This is a genomic window from Pantoea sp. SM3 (genome assembly GCF_000963995.1).
GTDB classification, from domain to species: domain Bacteria; phylum Pseudomonadota; class Gammaproteobacteria; order Enterobacterales; family Enterobacteriaceae; genus Pantoea; species Pantoea rwandensis_B.
This window is the reverse complement of the sequence record NZ_JZRD01000030.1, coordinates 34,844-55,930: the sequence shown is the minus strand read 5'-3', so window position 1 is coordinate 55,930 and position 21,087 is coordinate 34,844. Positions and strand designations below refer to the sequence as shown.

Sequence of the window (21,087 nt, the reverse complement as noted above, 5' to 3'; positions counted from 1 at the left end):
CATAAAATAAGCAAGGGATATGAATTTTATTGATGTACCTTATTTTCAGGACAACGGTAATAAGGAAATAATATGCCTATCCCGGCTTATTTGTGGTTAAAGGATGATGGTGGAGCGATTATTAAAGGCTCCGTGGATGTAACAGCAAGAGAACACAGCATTGAAGTGCAAGGGTTCTCTCATGGAGTCACTTTACCGGTTGATGGTGCTACGGGTAAGATTACGGGAACTCGTACACATATGCCGGTAAGTTTTGAAAAGGAATTCGACTCATCGAGCCCCTATCTCTATAAAGCTGTCACATCAGGACAGACATTAACTTCAGCAGAATTTAAATGGTACTGTATTAGTGATGCGGGACAAGAGGTTGAATACTTCAATATGCTTTTTGAAGGTGTTAAAATCGTTTCCGTAATTCCTGGCATGGCAAACATAAAAGCGAGCAGCCATCAAACTAACCATGTCGAATCCGTTGCGATGATGTATGAAAAAGTCACCTGGCGATATTGTGATGGAAATGTACAACACACTGACGCATGGAATGAACGAAGTTAACCACACCATGGTCAATGGCGATTCTTGAATATCTTTATCAGATAAAGCGTGAGTGCCAAAAGACTCGCGCTTTCAATCACAGATAAAGCAATAATCAATTGACCGTAAAATCCCTCAGCATCACCCAAGCCATATGCATTTGTAAAATCGACAAATGCAGACTGATTTCCGTTAAGAAAAGCGAAAGCTATTGTGTGATTAATCGGAATGAGGATAAGAAAAGCAAGGAAGAAAAATACCATTTTTAATGGAAACCTGACACCAGAACTATGCGCTACAGACATCTGAAATACTCCCATCAATGACCTCAATTGTCCCATACGAATAGAAACTGGTGCCTAGAATGTTTTTATTTCCTTAAGTGTAAGTCATCAATGCCTGACGAATTTTTAGAAAATCACTACGATACTGTAAGGTAATACAACCTTGTGATATGCCGGCAGGGCCAATTGGATGCAGACGGAAGTTACCGCGTTTAATACCTTCAACAAACGTATAATCGTCAATGAGTGTGTCGTGGCGAAAAACTCCAAACCATTCGGCATGAATAACAGGTGAACTGCCTGGCCATGACCAAAACTCTCGACTCATATTATATAACATGCTCTTCACACCATTCGTGGGTCGCTTGACGATGTAATACAGACCTAAGGGCAAAGGTCCATTAAATGGAACCGATGCACATGCTGGGCGATTTCGATAACGATTATTGCCTGAGAAAGCCATGAAATGGCCAATGCCCGGCAATATGAGTGGAGAGAACTGAGTGCCCGTAAGAATAAACTTTCCGTTAATAGCCATGTAATTTCCTCCTGAAATTAACCATGGCACAATAACCACAAACAGTTTGTGGGTGTTAATTAAATATCCCAGGATAGTCCAACACTGTGCATTCCATCACAGGTTACAGTTCAGGAGCCCCAAAAGGGGCACCCTACTTCACCGCCCCTTCCGTCACACCACTGATAAACTTACGCTGGAACACCAGGAACACCGCCACCAGCGGCAGAATCACGATCATTGCGCCTGCCATCAGCACCGGAATATCAATCGTGTTTTTGTTCTGGAAGAACATCATGCCGATTGGCAAAGTACGCAGTTCATCCTTGTTGACCAGAATCAGCGGAATCAGGAACTCATTCCACGTCCAGATAAACAGCAGCAGTGCCAGCGTCGAGAGCGTGGGCCAAATGGCAGGCACCAGAATGCCCCACAATATCTTGCGCCTTGAAGCGCCATCCATCACCGAGGCTTCCACCAGTTCGCGCGGCACCTGTTGCAGTGCAGTGGCAATCATCAGCGTGGTAAACGGCAGCGATAAGGCAATTTGCGGCAGGATCAGCGCCAGATAAGTATTCGTCAGCCCCATCCAACGCAGTTCGTGGTAAAGCGGGATAATAAAAGCCTCGCTCGGCAGCACCATGCCTAAGCCCAGCATCGCTGCTATCAGCTTCTTACCGGGAATTTTCAGCCAGGCAAAACCAAATCCTGCCAGAATCCCTAACAAAATACTGCTGAGCACCACCGGAATCACCACCAGCACCGAGTTCATAAAGTAGACGTTGAAATGTCCCTGTTGCCAGGCCGTCACGTAGTTTTTGAAGTTCAGCGACGCAGGCAGCGTGAACACGCCCTGAAACAGCTCCATCTGGGTTTTGAATGAGGTCATCAGCGCCATTAAAAACGGCAGGATAGTCATTAACGCGACAATCCAGATGAGCGCGCGAGAAACAACAGGCGTACCGCGCATCAGTGACGCTCCCGGATAGCAAAATGAATACAGGCGTTGATCATCAGCACAATCAACATACTGAACACGGCTACCGCTGACGCGTAGCCAAAGTAGTGCAAATCGAAGCCCTGCTTATACATAAAGATGTTGGTCACCATGGTCGAAGTGCCCGGCCCGCCTTGCGTCATCACATACACCAGGTCAAAGGCCTTCAGGCTGGCAATCACCGTCAGCAGCAGCGCAATGCGCAATTCCGGACGCAGCGAAGGCAGCGTAATGCGCATAAACTTCTGGCGACGCGAAGAACCATCCAAATCGGCGGCTTCCAGCAGTGAAGGATCCATGCGCTGCAAACCGGCCATAAACAGCACCAGACAGAATCCGAAGAAATACCAGGTGGCAACAAAACCCACAGCCGGTAATGCCCAGGTGAAATCCCCCAGCCACGACAACGCCAACTGCGGTAAACCGATGGCGCGCAGGAACTGATCGATAGGGCCAAACGCCGGGTTATATAACCAACGCCACACCACGCCCAAAACCGCCATCGGCATGATATACGGCAGGAAAAACAGAATACGCAGCACGCTGCGCTCTTTGCCGTTACGCGTTTCATACAGGAAGCTGCACAGCAGTAAACCGACACCAATCGGCAACAAGGTATAAAACAACATCAGCAGCGCATTGTTACCGAGCGCCACCCAGAACACCGGATCCTGGAACATACGCACATAGTTGCTGATACCGGTGAAAATCGGCAGGGAAGTACCATCCCACTCGGTGAAGCTGATGCCGAGCGAGGCCAGCAGCGGCAGGAGTAGAAATACCGCATAGACCAGTACGGCGGGCAGAAGATAGAGCGCGTTGCGCCAGGCAGATTTGTTCAGCATAACCTTACTCGCTTGCAGGCTAATTCACGGCCCGGCATCGTCGCCAGGCCGGACGTCATCAGTGCTTCAGGGTTTTCAGGTAGCGTTGATAGTTGTTGTCGAAATTAGTGACCATCTGCTCCGGCGTCTGTCGTCCTGCCAGTAACAGCTGCACGTTCTGATTCAGCTCAGCATTCATGGTCGGCGTGGCCCAATCCAGATAATGGCCGAGGCCATCATGCTCGTTGAGGGTCACCCATACCTGATACGCCTCCGCCAGCAACGGGTTATCCGCTGGGATTTGTGCATTCTTGCTGGTGCCCGCCGGCAGGAAGCCGACTTTCAACCAGCGGTTCGCCATCTCGTCGGAAACGACGTAGTCGATAAATTTGGCTGCCGCATCCTGCTGCTCTTTGGTTTTTGCCGTGTTGGTGATCGAGAACGCCAGATCGGTGCCACCCACCATCAAGGCATGCTGCACGCCCTCCCCCATCGGCATCGCTGCAAAGTGCACATCTTTATTGTCTTTGAACTGGCCGAGATACCAGGTGCCGCTCACCAGGAACGCGGCCTGCCCATTCTGGAACAGGGTGGCCGCATCATCATGACCAATGCCTTCAAAGCCAGGGAAGAAGTAGCCTTTGTCTTTCCAGCTCTTCATCATGCTCGCCGCTTTCACCAGCTTGTCGTCTTTGAAGGTGCCACCCACGTCGTAAATCAGATCATCGAGGGCTTTGCGATCTTTGCTCTCAATCTGTGCTTCCCATACGGTACTCAGCAGCTGTTGGCCCATATTACCGTCCAGCAGGCCGAGCATCATCGGTGGCGTGCCCGCCGCTTTCAGCTTCTCCATTGCCGCTTCGAGTTCAGGCAGGGTTTTCGGTACGGCAACACCCGCCTTGTCCAGCAAAGCCTTGTTGTAATACAGCCCCACCATTTCACCGAGGCTGGCGACACCGTAAAGCTGACCGCTGCCAAAGTCCTGCTTATCTGACCAGCGGTTACGCTTGAGGATCGAGTCCGGGAAGCGCGTGGTCCAGCCATAAGTTTTGGCGTAGTCGTCAAGCGGCCACAGCAGTTTGTCTTTCACCAGCGAACCCATATCGCCACCGCCCTGATTGACCTGGGCGATTTGCGGGCCATCACCGGCGGTCAGCGCCAGCTTCAGTGGAATACGCGTATCTTCAAAAGAGTGCACCGAGCGCTGAATGGTGATGCCCGGATTCTTTTGCTGGAACGCTTTCACCGCTTCATCCACCGCCTCGGTCTGCTGTGGATAGTTATAAATATCCCATTCGTTCAGCGTCACCGCTTGCGCCGTCGCCAGGGTTGCACCGAGCAAGATCCCGGCTGAAACCAGACGCGATACCACGCGCAGTGAGCTTTTCATACGGGACGGACGTTTGGTTGAATCACACATCATGCTCGGTTTCTCCAACAGATGACTGGCATCCCTTCATTGCGACACCTGCAGGTCCTGGCAGGTTGATTCAGCAGCAATAACGACGTTAATTCATACTTACTTTATGCACAAAAGAAAGTCAAACACCCTCACTGCGGAATTTTTGCTCTGTGATACAGTGCAAATTGTGAGAAGAAAAGCGGACTACACAGCAGAGAATCCTGTCTGCCAGACACAAAAGCGTACACCTGAAGATGCCTGACAGCTGCTGCCAGCACAATTCACTCACGCTAATCACCAGCATTAACCTACTGACAGACCATATGAAAATTCTATAGTTAATGTGATGTTCGACAGGCTGCGACGGTAAAATCAGCGCTGAATGCAGGCGGCATAGGCTCTGCGTCGCTATAGGCAGACATTTGCGCGATACCTCACTACCAGTGATTTACCTCCGTGTTGTGCGGTCGCGCAATTATTACAACTTGAAAACTAAGTCAGCTTTATTTACCGTAAAATCTGTTCATCTCATGACCACAGAGGCTCCACCATGACGGCTAAAGGTGTTATTCGCCGAACCCGCGAGAGCGATTTTCCAGCCCTGTCGCGCATCTGCTTAGAAACGGCCAATGCGGGAACTGACGCCACCGCGCTCTATTCTGACCCGGCGCTGCCTGGCCTGCGTTTTGTCATTCCTTACGCACGCTTTGCACCCGAATTTTCCTATGCACTTGAAATGAATGGGGAAGTGATGGGCTATGCGGTGGCGGTGGCAGATACACGCGCCTTCGAAGCAGAACTGAATGCGCAGTGGTGGCCACAACTGCAACAGCAATATCGCGATTACACGCCGCGCGCGCCACTCGACAGTAAAGTCCTGGATGCCATCCTTCAGCCGGATGCCGCTGCAGAGCAACTGGTGGCGCAATGGCCCGCGCATCTGCATATCAATCTGCTGCCGCCAGCGCAACAGGGCGGCTGGGGAAGAAAACTGATTGAGCAGCTGTTGCAGGATCTGCGTGCCGCTGGCGTGCCGGGTGTTTATCTGGGCGTGAGTCTGCAAAATGAGAAGGTGTGCGGCTTTTATCAACGTCTCGGTTTCACGCCGATTATGCGCAGCAACGCCATCTACATGGGTCAACTACTCTGATTGAGGCCTCACCATGACCAGCCTGCACCTGCAAAGCGTTAAAAAGTCCTACGACCATGTGAATGTGATCCACGGTATCGATCTCACTATTAACAGCGGCGAATTTGTGGTGTTTGTCGGCCCTTCCGGCTGCGGTAAATCGACGCTGCTGCGCATGATTGCCGGGCTGGAGGAGATCAGTGACGGCAAGTTACTGATTGAGGGCGCAGACATGACGCATCAGCCCGCCACCGAGCGCGGCATTGCCATGGTATTCCAGTCTTATGCGCTCTATCCGAATATGACGGTGCGCGGCAATCTGGCTTACCCGCTGGAAGTGATGAAGAAATCCAAAGCAGAAATCGAGAAAGCAATTAACCAGACGGCCGCGCGCCTGCATCTGACAGAACTGCTGGATCGCCTGCCACGTGCGCTCTCCGGCGGCCAGCGTCAGCGTGTGGCCATCGGCCGCGCCATTATCCGCCATCCACGCATTTTCCTGTTTGATGAACCGCTCTCCAATCTGGATGCTGAGCTGCGGTTACAGATGCGCATTGAGATCGCTCGCCTGCATGCCTCTCTGGGCAACACCATGATTTATGTCACGCACGACCAGCTGGAAGCGATGACGCTGGCCGACCGCATCGTGGTACTTCGTCAGGGCAAAATTGAGCAGGTGGGTGCACCGATGGCGCTGTATCACGATCCCGACAATCTGTTTGTCGCTGGGTTTATCGGTTCACCGAAGATGAACTTCCTGCAGGCGGAAATTGCCACAGTCGCGCCAGGTGCCGTGCAACTGCGCGTGCCTGCCTTGGGCATTCACACGCTGACCATGAAGATAGATGCAGCCTGCCATGAAGGACAAAAAGTCACGCTGGGGATTCGACCCGAGCATTTCTCTCCGGCGCAGCAGGAAACCGATACGCTGAGCTTCAGCGCCGATTTGTCATTCAGTGAGATGCTGGGGCACACCAACTATCTTTATCTGGATATCGGTGAGGAGAAGTTATTGGTGATTGAGGAACGCAACGCGGCAGAGCATGAGATTGGCGACCGCGTCAGTTATCAGATCAATGCTGAACGCGGGATGTTGTTTGATGAGCAGGGATTGCGCCTGCGTTAAGCGCCTCATCGAAGCAAGCGCCGTGGTTTTGCTACGGCGCCCTCTCTGAACAGACGGTAAGTTTCGATTCCGGGCGCGCCAAGACTCAGATTGCCGTTTTAAGGCACCGTCTCTTCATCGGCCTGCGCCGCCAGCAAATCTAACAGCTTATTCACCGCAAAGCCTGCCGCCCCTTGTGCCCACATACGATTCGACTCGGTGAGGAACTGCAGCGGCGTCATCTGCGGCGTGATCTTCAGCCGGTAGGTCTGGAAACTCTGCGTGATATGGTCGAGCAGTATGCGCGATGCCATCTGCGGCTCCATCGCCAGATACACTACGTCAGGATCATAAGCCACCGACAGATTCGCCAGCGACATGCCCAGGTGCTGTCCGGCTTCCGCCAGTGCACTGAGCACTTCAGGCGTGGGCTGGCTATCCAGATCGCGTAATGTCTGCGGCAGCGCCTCTTTCAGGGAAACCGCCACGCGCTGCAAAATCGCTTGTGATGAGGCCACATCTTCCAGCAATCGCTCAGAACCATCACCGAGCAATGACACGCCAATCTCTCCAGCTTTACCATGACGGCCACGATAGAGCTGGCGGTCCAGCAAAATTCCCGCCCCAATACCTTTGCCAAAAGTGGCAATCACCGCGGATTGTGCATGGCCCAGCTGACCAAACACCAGTGCGGCCATGGCTAACGCATTGGCATCATTTTCGATAAAGACCGGCAGCGAAAAACGCTCTTCCAGCAGGCGCGCAATCGGCACGTTGTTCCAGCCCAGCGCGCGTGACAACACGCAAACGCCGTTGCTGGCATCCACCAGACCTGAAAGCGCCAGCCCAATGGCACCGACTTTCTTTCCTTCCACGCCACGCAAAAACTTCGCCAGCGCGTCACCCAGTTGTTTAGGAGTCATCGCGCCGGACGGGATCTGCTGCTCGCCGATGATGTTGCCGCTCAGGTCGGTTAAGACAATCAGGTTGCGTTCGGCATTAAGTTGAATGCCGACCACGCTGGCGTGATCCGGATTGAGGCCGAGCAGTGTTTTCGGTCGTCCCATTGAGACGCGACGCAGCCCCAGCTCCTGCACAATACCGCCGGACAGCAAACGATTAGTGGCCTGCGATACCGTAGACATGCTCAGGCCGCTACGAACTTTAAGATCAGACTGGCTGATTGGCGCATTTTCGACAATCAGGCGCAAAATGCGTGCAGTTACGTTGGGAGCGCTCATGGATCTCTTTTTTAAGTTGGAAGAGGCTAAGCCGGTTGCTGGCTGAACTGGCTGGCAAGGCGCAATGCACCGCTTAAGGCATCACCCTGCGGCGGGACAAGCTGCGCGGCAATGTCAGCGGGTAACCAGGGCTGAATCGGCACCGCGAGTCCCCCCATCAGGGCCAATTTGCCGTGACTGCGCGCCAGCAAGGGCTGCACCATCTGCACGATATCGGCAGCGGCCTGCTGCACCAGCGCAATACCATGAGGATCGCCCTGCTGCGCGGCGGTAAAGACCTCAGGCACCACATTGCCCCATTCGGCGGGTGTTGCCTGCTGTGACCAGAGTAGCATCTGTTCCGGACTGTGTTGATGCAGCGCCATGATGCGTTCAGTCAACGCCGAAGCAGGCACGATAGCTTCGTGCGCCAGCAGCGCTAAGCGGCGTGCCCGGCGCCCAAGAATGGCGCCTGAACCGGCATCTGACAGGGCAAAACCCCAGCCGCCCAGCAGGGTAAACTGCGTGCCGTCCCAGGCTGCGCCCTGACTGCCCGTCCCGACAATCAACACCGCGCCGGGTGCACCATCGTGCGCACCCGCACAGGCGATTTCGACATCGGTAAACAGATAACGCGCCTGACAACGAGGCTGCCAGCTTTGCAGCCGGGAATGCACCGATGCCACATTGGCACCCGCTAAACCCGCCACCAGCAGGGTGCGGTCACGCGCATCAGCAGCAAGCCCCGCTTGTTGAAATAGCGTGTCGATGACCGATTCAATGGCGTTGATGGCGGCATCATACTGCGACCAGACATTGGCGGGGCCGCCCGTCGCTTCCGCCAGCACGTGGCCAGCGTGATCCGTCAGGCGACCGCGACAGTGCGTACCACCGCCATCAATACCCAGCAAAAGTGATTGCACGCGCTTCCTCCTGCCTGCCACCAACGGCATGATGCTTATAGATGTGCGAAAGATAGGGGAAAAAAACTTAAATCGCAATCACAAATAAATACGCATTCCGTATAGTTAATTAATATCCATTTAAAACATAAAGATAACAAAAAATTCCAATTTTGGATCGGCGTTACGGATTGACATTAGTTTTTCTGCCGTAATAAGTTAACGGTCAGATTATCAGCAGCCTGATGGGTCGGGCAGCTAACAAGCAACGGGCTTCAGGGGTACAACATGAAAGTGGGCATTATTGGTCTGGGCTTTCGTCTTTCTCATGTCGTGAAAGAGTTCAACAAAGCTGACGCAGAGTTCTCCGTGGTGGGTTACGTCGATCCGGCTCCCGCTGGCTTGCCGAATCTCCACACCTTCGGCATTGATGCCGGGAAGGCGTTCGACAACGTGGATGCGCTACTCCAGCACGGTGGGTTCGATCTGCTGCTGGTAGGGTCACCCAACTTTATGCACCTTGAGCATATTCGCCAGGGGCTGGCCGCCGGTTACACCGTGTTCACCGAGAAACCGGTGGTGATCAATGAAGAACAGACGATGGCGATGGCACAGCTGGTGCAGCAATATGGGCATGAACGAATTCTGGTCGGCTTAGTTTTACGCTACTCACCGCTGTACCACGATCTCTTAAACGCGCGTGACGAACATCGCCTGGGCGAGATCACCTCAATCGAAGCCACGGAACACATCAAGCCTTACCATGGGGCCTTCTTCCAGCGCGACTGGCGACGTCTGGAAAAATACGCCGGTCCTTACATTCTGGAAAAATGCTGCCACGATATCGATCTCTATCAAGGATTAGTCGGTGAACGTCCGGTGCGCGTCGCCAGCTTTGGTGGGCGTAAAAACTTCACGCCGCAACATGCACCCACCGGGGCTGTCACACCGCAATCTGAGGTGTATCACGTTAAACCCAGCGGCTGGTCAAGCACGGATGCGGTGTTTGATGGCGATGCCGACATCGTCGACTACCAGACAGCGCTGATCGAATACGCCAATGGCGCAACGCTCGCCTTCCACGCCAACCTTAACGTGCCGGATGAGTTTCGGCGTTTCTGCGTGATGGGCACCGATGGCATGGCTGAGGGTGACTTTGTGCGTAACTACTTCCGCGTGCACAACGCCCGCACCGGCGAGCGCGAAGTCGATACCACTTACAGCGGCAATGCCTATGACGGTCACTACGGTGCCGATGCGTTGATGGCTGAAGAGATCGTCAAACACATTAAACAGGGAACGCCACTGAAAGTCTCTGTGGTGGATGCACTGGAAGCGGGCCTGACCGCGATTAAAATCGATGAAGCACGAAAATCGAAAACCGTGGTGGATATGACAGACAGCTGGAAACAATTTGACGCCAGCCTGGGGAAAACCGCGACCGTTTAAGGTCAACCTCCCCGCGCAGGTCCCCCTTTGCGCGGGGCTTTTCATGGCAGTGCAGAGTGGTGACATCATTAACCGGCTCGCGAGCCGGTTTTTGTTGGCGCTTATCCTGCGTTTTCGTTCTCCAGCTTCTGCCGTTTGCGCAGATGCGGGAAAATCGTCATCCAGACCACCACCACCACCAGCGTGCCGATACCGCCAAGCGCTGCGGCAGGCACCGCCCCCATCCACGCTGCCAGCATGCCTGATTCAAACTCACCAAGCTGATTTGAGGTATTAATAAAGATGGCGTTGACCGCATTCACGCGACCGCGCATGTCATCCGGCGTATCCAGCTGCACCAGCGCGCCGCGAATCACCATGCTCACCATATCGAACCCGCCCAGCGCGGCCAGCGCCAGCAGAGACAGCCATAATTGCGTGGAGAGCGCGAACACCAGCGTAACCACACCAAAGCCCGCGACAGAACCAAACATAATCATGCCGACGTGCTTTTCCAGCTTGTGGCGACTCAGCCACACGCCAACAATGAGCGCCCCCACAGAAGGCGCTCCACGCAGCATGCCTAATCCCCAGGGGCCGGTATGCAGAATATCCTGCGCGAAGATCGGCAACAGCGCGGTGGCGCCCCCCAGTAGCACGGCGAACAGATCGAGAGAGATCACACCCAGCACATCTTTGCGCTCACGAATAAAACGCACTCCCGCAAACATGGTCGTGAGATTCATCGGCATACGCGTTTGAGGTGGACGTTCATAGCGGAGGCGGCTGATCAACACCAGCGAGAAGAGATAAAACAGGGCTGAAACGCCGTAAACCACCTCGGGGCCAGCCACATACAGCAGACCCCCTAAGGTTGGGCCGACAATCACCGCAGCCTGACCGCCCACTGAACTCGCCGCCATGGCACGCGCGAGAATCGGTGGAGGAACCAGCGCAGGGAGCATAGAGGTGATCGACGGCCACTCCAGCGCTTTAGCAACCGAGATCAGAAACACCAGTCCCCAAATTTCAATTTTATCCGCCCAGTGCATCAGCGTCAGTGCCACCAGGCCAAGCAGGACTAGCCATTCAATCAATTGCCCGACCAGCACAATGCGGCGGCGATCAAACTGGTCGGCGAGATGGCCGGCCGGCAGAGCCAGTAACACCGAAGGCAGGAACTGCATCAGGCCAATCATCCCTAACGCCATCGCGCTGTGGGTAAGGGCGTAGATTTGCCAGCTCACCGCCACGGAGAACATCTGGAAACCAAACGATGAACAGGTGCGTGCCAACCAGAAGGCGACAAACGACCTGTGCCGCAACAGAGAGTCTTCTGCTGCGGATAACGGTGAAGCCATATTTTATCCCATCCTAAATCATCATCCGGCCAGCATCATTGCACCAGCCTGGTGAAAAGCCGTTTACCGACTCTCATTATCATTTTGCGGCCACAGAGTGCGACATCTGACGCTGGCAAGCAATGGCTAGCCGTGCGCTTTAAAAACAGTTGCTTATCTAAAATTCAACTAAGCATAGAGTTCTGAATATTAGCAGGCTGATTGTTTTCATCTGAAAATATCCGAATCATTCCAGAAATTCCAATAATTCAATATTAAATACATCTTTTAACCGCCATATCTCTCTATCAGAGACAGCTAAAAAAGGTGACCTTAACAAACAATTCGATCTATATTGGAAGCGTAAAGATCACAGCAACCTTGCCGTCCTTATAATAATTAAGACGTTCCAGTTAATTAATTTATTCATAGAGATAAATGGAAAACAGTTCATACAATCCTTATGTTACTGAGCGTATCCGTCGCCTCGACGGCGCACTGATGGGCGTGTGTTATTCAGCCCCCTTTATGCATTGTGAACAGGAAAGCACAGCATTACTTAACGGAAGCAACATAATTTCACTGCACAATCAGTTGCCCGATACGCCCGAGCGAATAATTATCCCTTTAGTGGGAAATAGTCTTGCGCGCTTTTTACAGGCGCCGGAAAATTATCCCAGCCTGCAATTGGAAAATGTGTCCCTTGCCATCAATTATGCCAGTTTAGTTAAGGATGAAGCGGCATTGCGAGAGGCCGCTCAGCATTACGCATTCTGGCTTTATGATTTGGCTCCGCCAGGAACGTGCTGGAAGAATATTGCCTCTTTTCCCTTTAGGGGAATTGTTCTGAACGATGATTTCTTCAATGATAATTATCTCAAGTTCAGCTTTCCCTTTTTGCTCAGCTCCTGCCGCGAAAGAGAAGCAGAGGTGATATTACGTACTCCGCAATTAGCTCTGCCGTTGTCTGTCTATGAAGACCTGCAACTTTCAGGTTGGCAGGAACAACGCACCAGCAGCACCCTGTTTGAAGTGTAAACGCTTACACGAAATTCCGACTCTTGCCGTTATGTCCCGATCTCTTCGGGCATAACTTTAGAATCTCCTCATAAAATGTCGCACTACTACCATTCCACAAGCGCAAAGCACTAAAAAAATCAAACCCGTTAACGTTTTTAAGATAAAATTTAACGCAAAGGGATCATCTGGCGTAACGGAAGCGCTGCGATCGAACATGTTAAGTCACTTCGTACTCTATGTCGGGAAACATCCTAATGCGTTGTTTCCTTTTAAGTTTATGGCAAAGAAAGAGGTTAATATTATGGGGAAAGCTTCCTCATCTTTTGGCGTGATTCGCTTTTTGACGGTGCTGTTCGCACTGCTCACGGGCGCATTTATGCTGGTAGGCGGTGTATGGCTAGCCGCAATTGGTGGTTCCTGGTACTACGTTATTGGCGGTGTGATTATGTTGATCACCGCTATCCTGCTGTGGCGTCGTAGCGGCGCAGCGATCATGCTGTATGCACTGTTGCTGTTGGCAACGCTGGTGTGGGGTGTTTGGGAAGTTGGTTTCGACTTCTGGGCGCTGGCACCACGTACCGATGTGCTGGTGATCTTCGGCATCTGGTTGATTCTGCCGTTTGTATATCGCGGTCTGAATCACGCAGGTAAAGGCGCGCTGGGTCTGATGGCCGTTGCGCTGATTGCCAGCGTGCTGGTGCTGGCGTGGGCAGTGTTCCACGATCCACAAGAGCTGAACGGTGAAATTCCTGCTGCGGCAGATAATGCCCCGCAAGCGCAGCCGCTAAGCAACATCAAGGATGCTGACTGGCCTGCTTATGCCCGCGATCAGCAAGGCACGCGCTTCTCTCCACTGAAGCAAATCAACACCGGTAATGTGAAAGAGTTGCAGGTTGCCTGGCAGTTCCAGACGGGCGATCTGAAAACCCCGAACGACCCAGGTGAAATCACCGACGAAGTGACGCCGATTAAAATCCGCGACACCTTGTATCTCTGCTCGCCGCACCAGATTCTGTTTGCGCTGGATGCGAAAACCGGTAAGCAGAAGTGGAAATTTGATCCGGGCCTCAAACCGAATCCAACCTTCCAGCACGTGACCTGCCGTGGTGTTTCGTATCATGAAATGCCTGCTGCTGCCGATGCATCTAATACCCAACCTGCGCTGTGCTCGCGCCGTATTTACCTGCCGGTAAACGATGGTCGCCTGTTCGCGCTGGATGCGGAAACGGGTGAACGTTGTGCTGCGTTTGGTAACAACGGTGAGCTGGATCTGCAGCACAAACAGCCCGTACTGACCCCAGGCCAGTATGAGCCGACTTCACCACCGATCATCACGGATACCACTATCGTGATCGCGGGTGCCGTCACCGATAACTACTCAACCCGTGAACCGTCTGGCGCCATTCGTGGCTTTGACGTCAACACCGGTAAACTGCTGTGGGTGTTCGATCCGGGCGCGAAAGATCCTAACGCGATTCCAGATGATGAACACACCTTCACCATGAACTCGCCGAACTCCTGGGCACCGGCGGTCTACGATCCAAAACTGGATACCGTATTCCTGCCAATGGGCGTGACCACACCAGACATCTGGGGCGGTAACCGCACGCCTGACCAGGAACGTTTCGCAAGCAGCGTACTGGCCCTGAACGCCACCACCGGTAAGCTGGTGTGGTCGTATCAGACCGTGCATCACGATCTGTGGGATATGGACCTGCCGTCACAACCGACGCTGGCCGATATCACTGATAAAGATGGCAACACCGTTCCGGTGATTTATGCCCCGGCCAAAACCGGTAACATCTTTGTACTGGATCGCCGTACTGGTAAGCCAGTTGTCCCCGCACCGGAAACCCCTGTGCCACAGGGCGCTGCGAAAGGTGATCACGTATCCCCAACTCAGCCGTACTCCGAACTGACCTTCCGTCCGAAGAACAACCTGACGGACAAGGACATGTGGGGCGCGACCATGTTCGACCAGCTGGTGTGCCGCGTGATCTTCAAGCGTCTGCGCTACGAAGGTCCGTTCACCCCGCCGTCTGAGCAAGGTACGCTGGTGTTCCCTGGTAACCTCGGTATGTTCGAGTGGGGCGGTATCGCGGTAGATCCACATCGTCAGATCGCGATTGCGAACCCAATGGCGCTGCCGTTTGTCTCTAAACTGGTGCCACGCGGTCCGGGTAACCCGATCGAGCCACCAGCCGATGACAAAGGCGGTTCAGGTACTGAAACCGGTATCCAGCCGCAGTACGGTGTTCCGTACGGCGTGGAACTGAATCCGTTCCTGTCTCCGTTGGGTCTGCCATGTAAACAACCGGCATGGGGCTATGTCTCAGCGGTTGACCTGAAAACCAACGAAACCGTGTGGAAAAAACGTATCGGTACCGTTCGCGACAGCGCGCCGGTTCCGGTACCGTTCAAAATGGGTATGCCAATGCTGGGCGGCCCAATTACCACTGCTGGTAACGTGTTCTTCATTGGTGCGACGGCGGATAACTACCTGCGCGCATTCGACACCAACACCGGGGAAATGCTGTGGCAGGCACGTCTGCCAGCCGGTGGCCAGGCAACACCGATGACCTATGAAGTGGATGGCAAGCAGTACGTTGTCATTGCTGCGGGTGGTCACGGTTCGTTTGGCACCAAGCTGGGCGACTACGTCATTGCCTACGCACTGCCAGATGCTAAATAAGTTTCTGGTTTGATGTGATAAAGGCGGGCTGCAAAGCCCGCCTTTTTATTGTCTTACGGCCTGCATCTCCAGCCGCAACCCAGCCTAAGGCGTGTCCAGAAAGACGTTTTATAAGCTGTTCAAAACGCAGTGCCTTGCGCCGCTACCGCTTTTTTAACACTCGCGCATTTAACAGCGCGCACAGCGCCATGATCACACAGGTCGCCAGAAATACCGGGCGCATACCGAAAGCACCGCCGACAAACCCGCCAAATAAGGGACCTGAGACCTGGCCGACGTATTGTGCCGAGGTCGAATAACCCAGCATTTTCCCCACCTGCCCCTGCGGCACATTGTGGCGAATCAGCGCCGTCACGCACGGCATCAAACCGCCCAGCGCCATGCCCATCAGAAAACGCAGCAGCACCAGTTGCCAGGCTTGGGTGATAAATGCCTGTGGTATCAACAACAGGGCACAAACAACCAGGCCGTAAACCAGCACACGCCCATGACCTACCCGATCCGCCAGGCGTCCTAAACGCGGAGCCGAGAGAATACTGCCCAGCGCAGCCGCCGCCATCACCACGCCCGCCGTCACCGTGATCGCATGATCGCCCTGCACGAATTGACCGATATACAGCGTGATGATCGGTTCAATCGACATATTGGCGAAAATAAGCAACATACCGGACAGCCACATCAGTCGTACCAGCGGCAGATTGACCGGTGTTTCGCTCTCATTGTGGGTTTGCGCCACTTTTTTACCCGGCTGACGCGGTGCTTCTTTTAATAAAAAAGTCGTAGCAAGGAAGGCGAGGAAAATCACGGCCCCAGTCAGCCAGAAAGTGTGGCGAATCCCTATCAGCGGTGGCAATACCCCTCCCAGCAGTGGCCCCACCACGTTGCCTGCCATAATGCCGGAGGACAACACGCCAAGCGCCCAACCCGTCTGCTCTTTTGGCGTTTGCGCCGCGACCATGATGGTTGAACCCGATGCGTAGCCCCCCAACAATCCCGCCAGCAAACGCAAAGCAACCAGTTGCCACGGCGCCGTCGCCATACCAATCAGCGACATGGCAATCGCCATCCCGAGGCTGGCACGGATCAACATCAGTTTTCGGCCATAGCGATCCGCCAGTTTGCCCCACAACGGCGCGGTTAACGCGGCGCTGAGGAAAGTGGCACCATACGCAGCACCCGACCAGCGCGCAATCGCGGCAGGTTCCTGCACGCCAAGTTGCTGCACATAAAGTGGCAGAAATGGCAGCAGCAACGTCATCGCCACAATGGTGCTGAACGAACCCAGCACGCAGACAAACAAATTACGCTTCCAGTGTTGCTGCTCAGGCGCTAACACGGTTGATGATTGCGACATAGTGATTCCCTGTTATTGCTTTTTTTAGCAGGCTAACAGGGGAGCACGACTTAAAACAGGGAGGGAGGGATATTTGCCAACCAGCGCAGTATTGTTGCCAGCAAACAACAATCAGTTGCCGCTGAGTGCCGTGATCAATGCATCACACAGTAGCGTCACGGGTGATGAGGGTTGCGGCTGCTCTTTAAGCAACAAATAACTGTGTAAGCGGTCCATTTGCCATTCGGGCAGTACCTGTTGGATTTCATCCCGCCGCAGGGCGTCCTGCGTCATATACGCAGGCAGATAAGCAATGCCGGTGCCCGCCAGAGCCGCATTTAGCAGCGCCATACTGTTGTTGGCACGAAAACGGCTGTGCACATCCAGCGCCAGCCGCTGTTTTTCACGACGAAACGGCAGTGCGGCCGTGTGCGCGGGGCCGTGAAACAGCAACAAATCATGCCGCGTCAGGCGTTCAGGATGGTCGATAGCAGGATGCGCCGCCAGATACTCCGGTGTGGCATAGAGTCCCCACTCGATGGTGCTCAGCTCGCGATAATTGGCCACTTCCGGCGCACGCGCACGAATCACTATCGCCACATCTGCGCTGGGCTGCGGGTCGTCGCTGGTGGTCAATTCGAGATCGACGTTGATATGAATGTGGCGGCGGATAAAGTCATTCAGAGTGGGAACGACGCACTGACAGCCAAAGGTAATCGGTGCCTGCAAGCGCACATTACCCGCGGGCAGTTGATGAACCTGCTGCACAAACGCATCGGCGCGGTGCATCTCCTCCAGCATGCGAGTACAAAACGGATAGTAAGCCTGACCCAACTCGGTCAATGCGACTTTCCGCGTGGTGCGCTGCAACAGTTTGATGCCGAGCCGCACTTCCAGCCGCGCGATTTCGCGACTGACATGCGATTTAGAGACGCCTAAGGTGCGCGCGGCTTCGCTAAAGCTTTGCCGCTCAACGACGCGCGCAAACAGCATCATGGCGGTGAGATTATCGCTGTTGTCCATGTTCTCTGGTGGGTAACAAACGGAGAACAGCAGCTTAAAAGTAAAAGCCGCAATAAGCACCGAATTTAATCAGCGAACGTGGTGGAGCGGCGTAATTTATCGCGCAATCCCTACGCGATTTACTGCGCAATAAATTGCGCCGCTACGTCTTCTGTGCAGATCAATCTCAGCGTCATCGATCAACTGGCCACCGCCAGCGGGAACAACAGACGTTCCTGTTCAACGCGGCGCTGACGACGCAATTGGCCCGGCGTGACGCTGAAATAGTTCTTAAAGGTGCGGGTATACGCCTGCTGCGTATCAAAGCCGTAGCTCATCGCCACCTGCAAAATCGCTTCGTCGCTGTTGATCAGCGTGAGCGCTGACTCAGTTAACCGACGCTGACGGATGTACTCTGCCAGAGAAAAACCGGTGTGCTGACGGAATAGACGCTGCAGATGCCAGCGGGAGTATCCCGAGCGGCGTGCTACTTCATCCAGATGCAAATCGTGACCTAAGTTGTCTTCAATCCAGTCCAGCAAACTACGGATAAATTCGCGCTGATTCATGGGAACCTCCTGCTTCGACAAAATGTCCAGTGCAGTCACTGTAGCGCGTTAAATTTATCCCTTAATTAGCAGAAAATTAGCGCAGAATTAGCAAGGGGGGAAAACGCGTACTCCGTCTAAATCATTCCAGCGGCAGAAAGGCAGTAAAAGTAGGAATCCTCGGGAGCTTGCCTAAGTCAGTCTCGGGATAAGCGCTCACTGCTCACACATCTGTAGCGGGAAGGATGACTGAGGGTAATTCTGGCCTAATTATCTGGCGTTACACTGCGTCCATCAGTTTGGGAGAACACTATGCGTGTGCTGCTGGTAGAAGATGATGAAATGATTGGCGCCAACTTGCAGCAGGCGTTAGAAGCGGCAGGTTGGTCAGTGGACTGGGTGCGTGATGGCGTCTATGCCTCCAATGCCTGGGCCGACGGCGGCTACACCTGTGTGCTGCTCGATCTCGGCTTACCGCGTGAAGACGGTATTCACGTGCTGAAGCGCGCACGCACGCGAGGCGACATGACGCCCGTGCTGGTGCTGACTGCGCGTGACACGGTGCAACAACGTATTCAGGGTCTCGACAGTGGCGCCGATGACTATTTGCTTAAACCCTTTGATCTGCAAGAGGTACTGGCGCGCATGCGTGCAATCACCCGACGTCGTCACGGAGCGGCGGATTCCCTGTTAGGCAGTGGCGATGTGCAGCTGGATATGATGACGCGCGAAGTGCTGTACAAAGGCCAACGCGAACAGTTAACTGCCCGCGAATATGCCCTGCTTTACGCCCTGCTGGAGCGACCGGGCGCGATTCTGTCACGCGAACAATTAGAGAACCGCATTTATGGCTGGGGTGAAGAAGTCACCAGTAACGCTGTTGATGTGCTGATCCACGGTATGCGCCGCAAGCTCGATAACGAAGTGATTCGCAACGTGCGCGGTTTAGGCTGGCGGGTACCGGCAATATGAAACCTTTCACCTTTATGCGATCCCTGCGTAACAAACTGCTCGCCACGCTGGTGCTGCTGCATCTGGCGATGATCGGCGGCGTCACCTGGTATTTCTACCACTGTTATGGCGACATGATGGGTACCATGAAGGACGATCAGCTCGCCAAGATCGCCGATGCCTGGTCTTCCAGTCAGCGCATGCCCGCGTTAATGCCCATGGTGATGCAGCAAGAGAAGCTGAAAAGCACTTATATCGTTCAGTTATGGGACACCAACAATCATCTGCGTGCCAGCTCATGGCCTGCCTTACAGGCGCCGCTGCAGGCGAAAAAAGGCTGGTCCGACTTAAAAGTTGGCGACTGTGGCGATGACTGTGACTGGCGCGTGTATACCCGCCCCGGCGAACTGGGCAGTGAAATCGGGAATATTCAGGTACTGCACAACATCGGTTACATGAAAAGTCTGATGGTGAAACGCGTGTTGTCCGCCATCATTCCATTGATACTGATGATGCCGCTGTCACTGTTGGTGATCTGGCTGGTGGTGCGCGCCATCACGCGGGATTTACGCGTTGCCTCGCGCCAGATTGCGGCTCAGGAGACGATGCATCCGCACTCGGTGTCACCGGATGGCTTACCGGATGAAGTGCTGCCGCTGGTGGCGGCCTACAACTCATTGCTGGATAAACTGCGTGCGGCATGGTCATCACAGCGCCAGTTCCTTGAAGATGCCGCCCATGAACTGCGCACACCGGTCACCGCGGTCACCTTACAGCTGGAAAATCTGCGCCAGCACATTCAGCCGGGTGAAGCCAGCCGTCAGTTTGATCAGCTGGAAGCGGGCGTCACGCGGACGCGCCATCTGGTGACGCAGTTGCTGAATATCTCGCGCCAGGAAGATCAGTCGGTGGTGGCCACGGTGGAAACCATACAGCTCGATGATCTGCTGAAAGAGAGCATTGAGCAGTTGATGGTCGTCGCCGATAAACGCGGTATTGATATCGGATTTAATGGCACCACGCACTATCGCCTGCACGCCAGCCGTTCCGATTTGCGTAGCCTGTTTGATAACCTGATCGGCAACGCGATGTTGCACACCCCGGAAGGCAGCCTGGTGGATGTGCTGCTGCATCGTGTTGGTAACCACACGGTGGTGGATATCGTTGATAACGGGCCAGGCATGCCGGAATCCTTTATCGAACGCGCTTTTGATCGCTTCACCCGTTCGCCAGATGTGCAGGCGCAAGGCAGCGGTTTAGGTCTGTCGATTGTGCGCAGCGTGGCGCAGAAGCATCAGATGCAGGTCGCGCTGTCTAACTGCCATAACGCCCAGGGGCAGATTTCCGGCCTGCAGGTACGCGTTACCTTGCCATGACCAGCGTGTCGCTACCGCCTTGAATATCAAGCGTGGTAGCGGCGGGGGTATCGGCTATTGGGCTTTGAGCTTTGGCCTTGAGCTTTGGCCTGGGGCTTTGGGCTTTGGGCTTTGGGCTTTGGGCTTTGGGCTTTGGGTCATTTTCCACATCATTAAACTCCCTCGGCACGCGATGAATCACACATTTTTCCGCTATTAAATTCCAAAGACGCACGATGAATCGTGCCGCCCTATCCTTTATCCACATCTGACCTCTTTGCCACCGTACGCGACAACGTAAACGGTTGCGGGGTTCCGTTCGTTACACAGCATTTATGTGATCATAGTCACATATTCAGTGAATCAAAATGCAACAAATTTTGACAAACGTGATCAAAATCTATTTCCTATCGCTCTGTTACAGGCACATTACGCACATTTGAAAATTCGGCGATTCAGACCGGATAAAAACAACACACGGCCCATCCCCTGGGATCGATTTCA

At 53.8% G+C, this 21,087-nt stretch carries 20 protein-coding genes; 8 read left to right on the top strand and 12 right to left on the bottom strand.

Going from position 1 to position 21,087, the window contains the following annotated elements:
- Positions 1 to 72 precede the first annotated feature (72 nt).
- Positions 73 to 555 carry a type VI secretion system tube protein TssD gene (locus VI01_RS16915; RefSeq protein ID WP_045815992.1) on the top strand — a complete coding sequence of 161 codons (483 nt, stop codon included), beginning with the start codon at positions 73 to 75 and terminating at the stop codon, positions 553 to 555.
- 11 nt (positions 556 to 566) lie between these two features.
- On the opposite strand, the gene VI01_RS16910 is transcribed toward VI01_RS16915, so the two are convergent.
- From VI01_RS16910 to VI01_RS16895, 5 genes are all read right to left on the bottom strand, one after another.
- Complete coding sequence (locus VI01_RS16910; protein ID WP_156149373.1) at positions 567 to 839, bottom strand: hypothetical protein; 273 nt, start codon at positions 837 to 839, stop codon at positions 567 to 569.
- Between the two features lie 73 nt (positions 840 to 912).
- Positions 913 to 1,356 carry a DUF2778 domain-containing protein gene (locus tag VI01_RS25000; RefSeq protein ID WP_075564113.1) on the bottom strand — a complete coding sequence of 148 codons (444 nt, stop codon included), beginning with the start codon at positions 1,354 to 1,356 and terminating at the stop codon, positions 913 to 915.
- A 133-nt stretch (positions 1,357 to 1,489) separates the two neighbouring features.
- Positions 1,490 to 2,305, bottom strand: coding sequence for a carbohydrate ABC transporter permease (locus VI01_RS16905; RefSeq protein WP_045815990.1), 816 nt, complete (start codon positions 2,303 to 2,305; stop codon positions 1,490 to 1,492).
- On the bottom strand, positions 2,305 to 3,177 hold the full coding sequence (locus VI01_RS16900; protein ID WP_038643559.1) for a carbohydrate ABC transporter permease: 873 nt from the start codon (positions 3,175 to 3,177) through the stop codon (positions 2,305 to 2,307). Before VI01_RS16900 ends, VI01_RS16905 begins: the two co-directional genes overlap by 1 nt.
- Positions 3,178 to 3,235: 58 nt before the next feature.
- Positions 3,236 to 4,579, bottom strand: a complete 1,344-nt coding sequence (locus tag VI01_RS16895) for an extracellular solute-binding protein (protein WP_156149372.1) — start codon at positions 4,577 to 4,579, stop codon at positions 3,236 to 3,238.
- A 529-nt stretch (positions 4,580 to 5,108) separates the two neighbouring features.
- On the opposite strand from VI01_RS16895, the gene VI01_RS16890 reads away from it, so the two are divergent.
- Complete coding sequence (locus VI01_RS16890) at positions 5,109 to 5,708, top strand: GNAT family N-acetyltransferase (protein ID WP_045815989.1); 600 nt, start codon at positions 5,109 to 5,111, stop codon at positions 5,706 to 5,708.
- A gap of 13 nt (positions 5,709 to 5,721) precedes the next feature.
- Positions 5,722 to 6,813, top strand: a complete 1,092-nt coding sequence (locus tag VI01_RS16885; protein ID WP_045815988.1) for an ABC transporter ATP-binding protein — start codon at positions 5,722 to 5,724, stop codon at positions 6,811 to 6,813.
- Between the two features lie 98 nt (positions 6,814 to 6,911).
- Here VI01_RS16885 and VI01_RS16880 read toward each other — a convergent pair whose 3' ends face one another.
- On the bottom strand, positions 6,912 to 8,033 hold the full coding sequence (locus VI01_RS16880; protein WP_038643563.1) for an ROK family transcriptional regulator: 1,122 nt from the start codon (positions 8,031 to 8,033) through the stop codon (positions 6,912 to 6,914).
- A 26-nt stretch (positions 8,034 to 8,059) separates the two neighbouring features.
- Positions 8,060 to 8,935, bottom strand: a complete 876-nt coding sequence (locus VI01_RS16875; RefSeq protein WP_197079600.1) for a BadF/BadG/BcrA/BcrD ATPase family protein — start codon at positions 8,933 to 8,935, stop codon at positions 8,060 to 8,062.
- Between the two features lie 267 nt (positions 8,936 to 9,202).
- Between VI01_RS16875 and VI01_RS16870 the strand changes: the two genes are divergently transcribed.
- Complete coding sequence (locus VI01_RS16870; protein ID WP_045815986.1) at positions 9,203 to 10,363, top strand: Gfo/Idh/MocA family protein; 1,161 nt, start codon at positions 9,203 to 9,205, stop codon at positions 10,361 to 10,363.
- A gap of 101 nt (positions 10,364 to 10,464) precedes the next feature.
- Here the strand turns inward: VI01_RS16870 and VI01_RS16865 are convergent, their stop codons facing one another.
- Positions 10,465 to 11,703, bottom strand: coding sequence for an MFS transporter (locus VI01_RS16865; protein ID WP_045815985.1), 1,239 nt, complete (start codon positions 11,701 to 11,703; stop codon positions 10,465 to 10,467).
- Positions 11,704 to 12,120: 417 nt separating this feature from the next.
- On the opposite strand from VI01_RS16865, the gene VI01_RS16860 reads away from it, so the two are divergent.
- The gene (locus tag VI01_RS16860) at positions 12,121 to 12,720 is read left to right on the top strand and encodes a hypothetical protein (RefSeq protein ID WP_045815984.1); all 600 of its coding nucleotides are present in this window, start codon (positions 12,121 to 12,123) and stop codon (positions 12,718 to 12,720) included.
- 283 nt (positions 12,721 to 13,003) lie between these two features.
- Positions 13,004 to 15,394: a glucose/quinate/shikimate family membrane-bound PQQ-dependent dehydrogenase gene (locus VI01_RS16855; RefSeq protein WP_038649714.1), complete on the top strand. Its 2,391-nt coding sequence runs from the start codon at positions 13,004 to 13,006 to the stop codon at positions 15,392 to 15,394.
- Positions 15,395 to 15,536: 142 nt separating this feature from the next.
- Here the strand turns inward: VI01_RS16855 and VI01_RS16850 are convergent, their stop codons facing one another.
- The 3 genes from VI01_RS16850 to VI01_RS16840 all read right to left on the bottom strand — a co-directional run bounded on the left by VI01_RS16850 (position 15,537) and on the right by VI01_RS16840 (position 18,298).
- Positions 15,537 to 16,748 carry an MFS transporter gene (locus tag VI01_RS16850; RefSeq protein ID WP_045815983.1) on the bottom strand — a complete coding sequence of 404 codons (1,212 nt, stop codon included), beginning with the start codon at positions 16,746 to 16,748 and terminating at the stop codon, positions 15,537 to 15,539.
- A gap of 111 nt (positions 16,749 to 16,859) precedes the next feature.
- Positions 16,860 to 17,750, bottom strand: a complete 891-nt coding sequence (locus tag VI01_RS16845; protein ID WP_045816010.1) for a LysR family transcriptional regulator — start codon at positions 17,748 to 17,750, stop codon at positions 16,860 to 16,862.
- 179 nt (positions 17,751 to 17,929) lie between these two features.
- Positions 17,930 to 18,298 carry a helix-turn-helix domain-containing protein gene (locus VI01_RS16840; RefSeq protein ID WP_034826803.1) on the bottom strand — a complete coding sequence of 123 codons (369 nt, stop codon included), beginning with the start codon at positions 18,296 to 18,298 and terminating at the stop codon, positions 17,930 to 17,932.
- A 291-nt stretch (positions 18,299 to 18,589) separates the two neighbouring features.
- Here VI01_RS16840 and VI01_RS16835 point away from each other — a divergent pair, with 291 nt between their 5' ends.
- Positions 18,590 to 19,249: a response regulator gene (locus tag VI01_RS16835; protein WP_045815982.1), complete on the top strand. Its 660-nt coding sequence runs from the start codon at positions 18,590 to 18,592 to the stop codon at positions 19,247 to 19,249.
- The gene (locus VI01_RS16830; protein ID WP_045815981.1) at positions 19,246 to 20,604 is read left to right on the top strand and encodes a HAMP domain-containing sensor histidine kinase; all 1,359 of its coding nucleotides are present in this window, start codon (positions 19,246 to 19,248) and stop codon (positions 20,602 to 20,604) included. The genes VI01_RS16835 and VI01_RS16830 overlap by 4 nt, the downstream gene beginning before the upstream one ends.
- On the opposite strand, the gene VI01_RS16825 is transcribed toward VI01_RS16830, so the two are convergent.
- Positions 20,591 to 20,851, bottom strand: a complete 261-nt coding sequence (locus tag VI01_RS16825) for a hypothetical protein (protein ID WP_045815980.1) — start codon at positions 20,849 to 20,851, stop codon at positions 20,591 to 20,593. The genes VI01_RS16830 and VI01_RS16825 overlap by 14 nt on opposite strands.
- Positions 20,852 to 21,087: the final 236 nt, after the last annotated feature.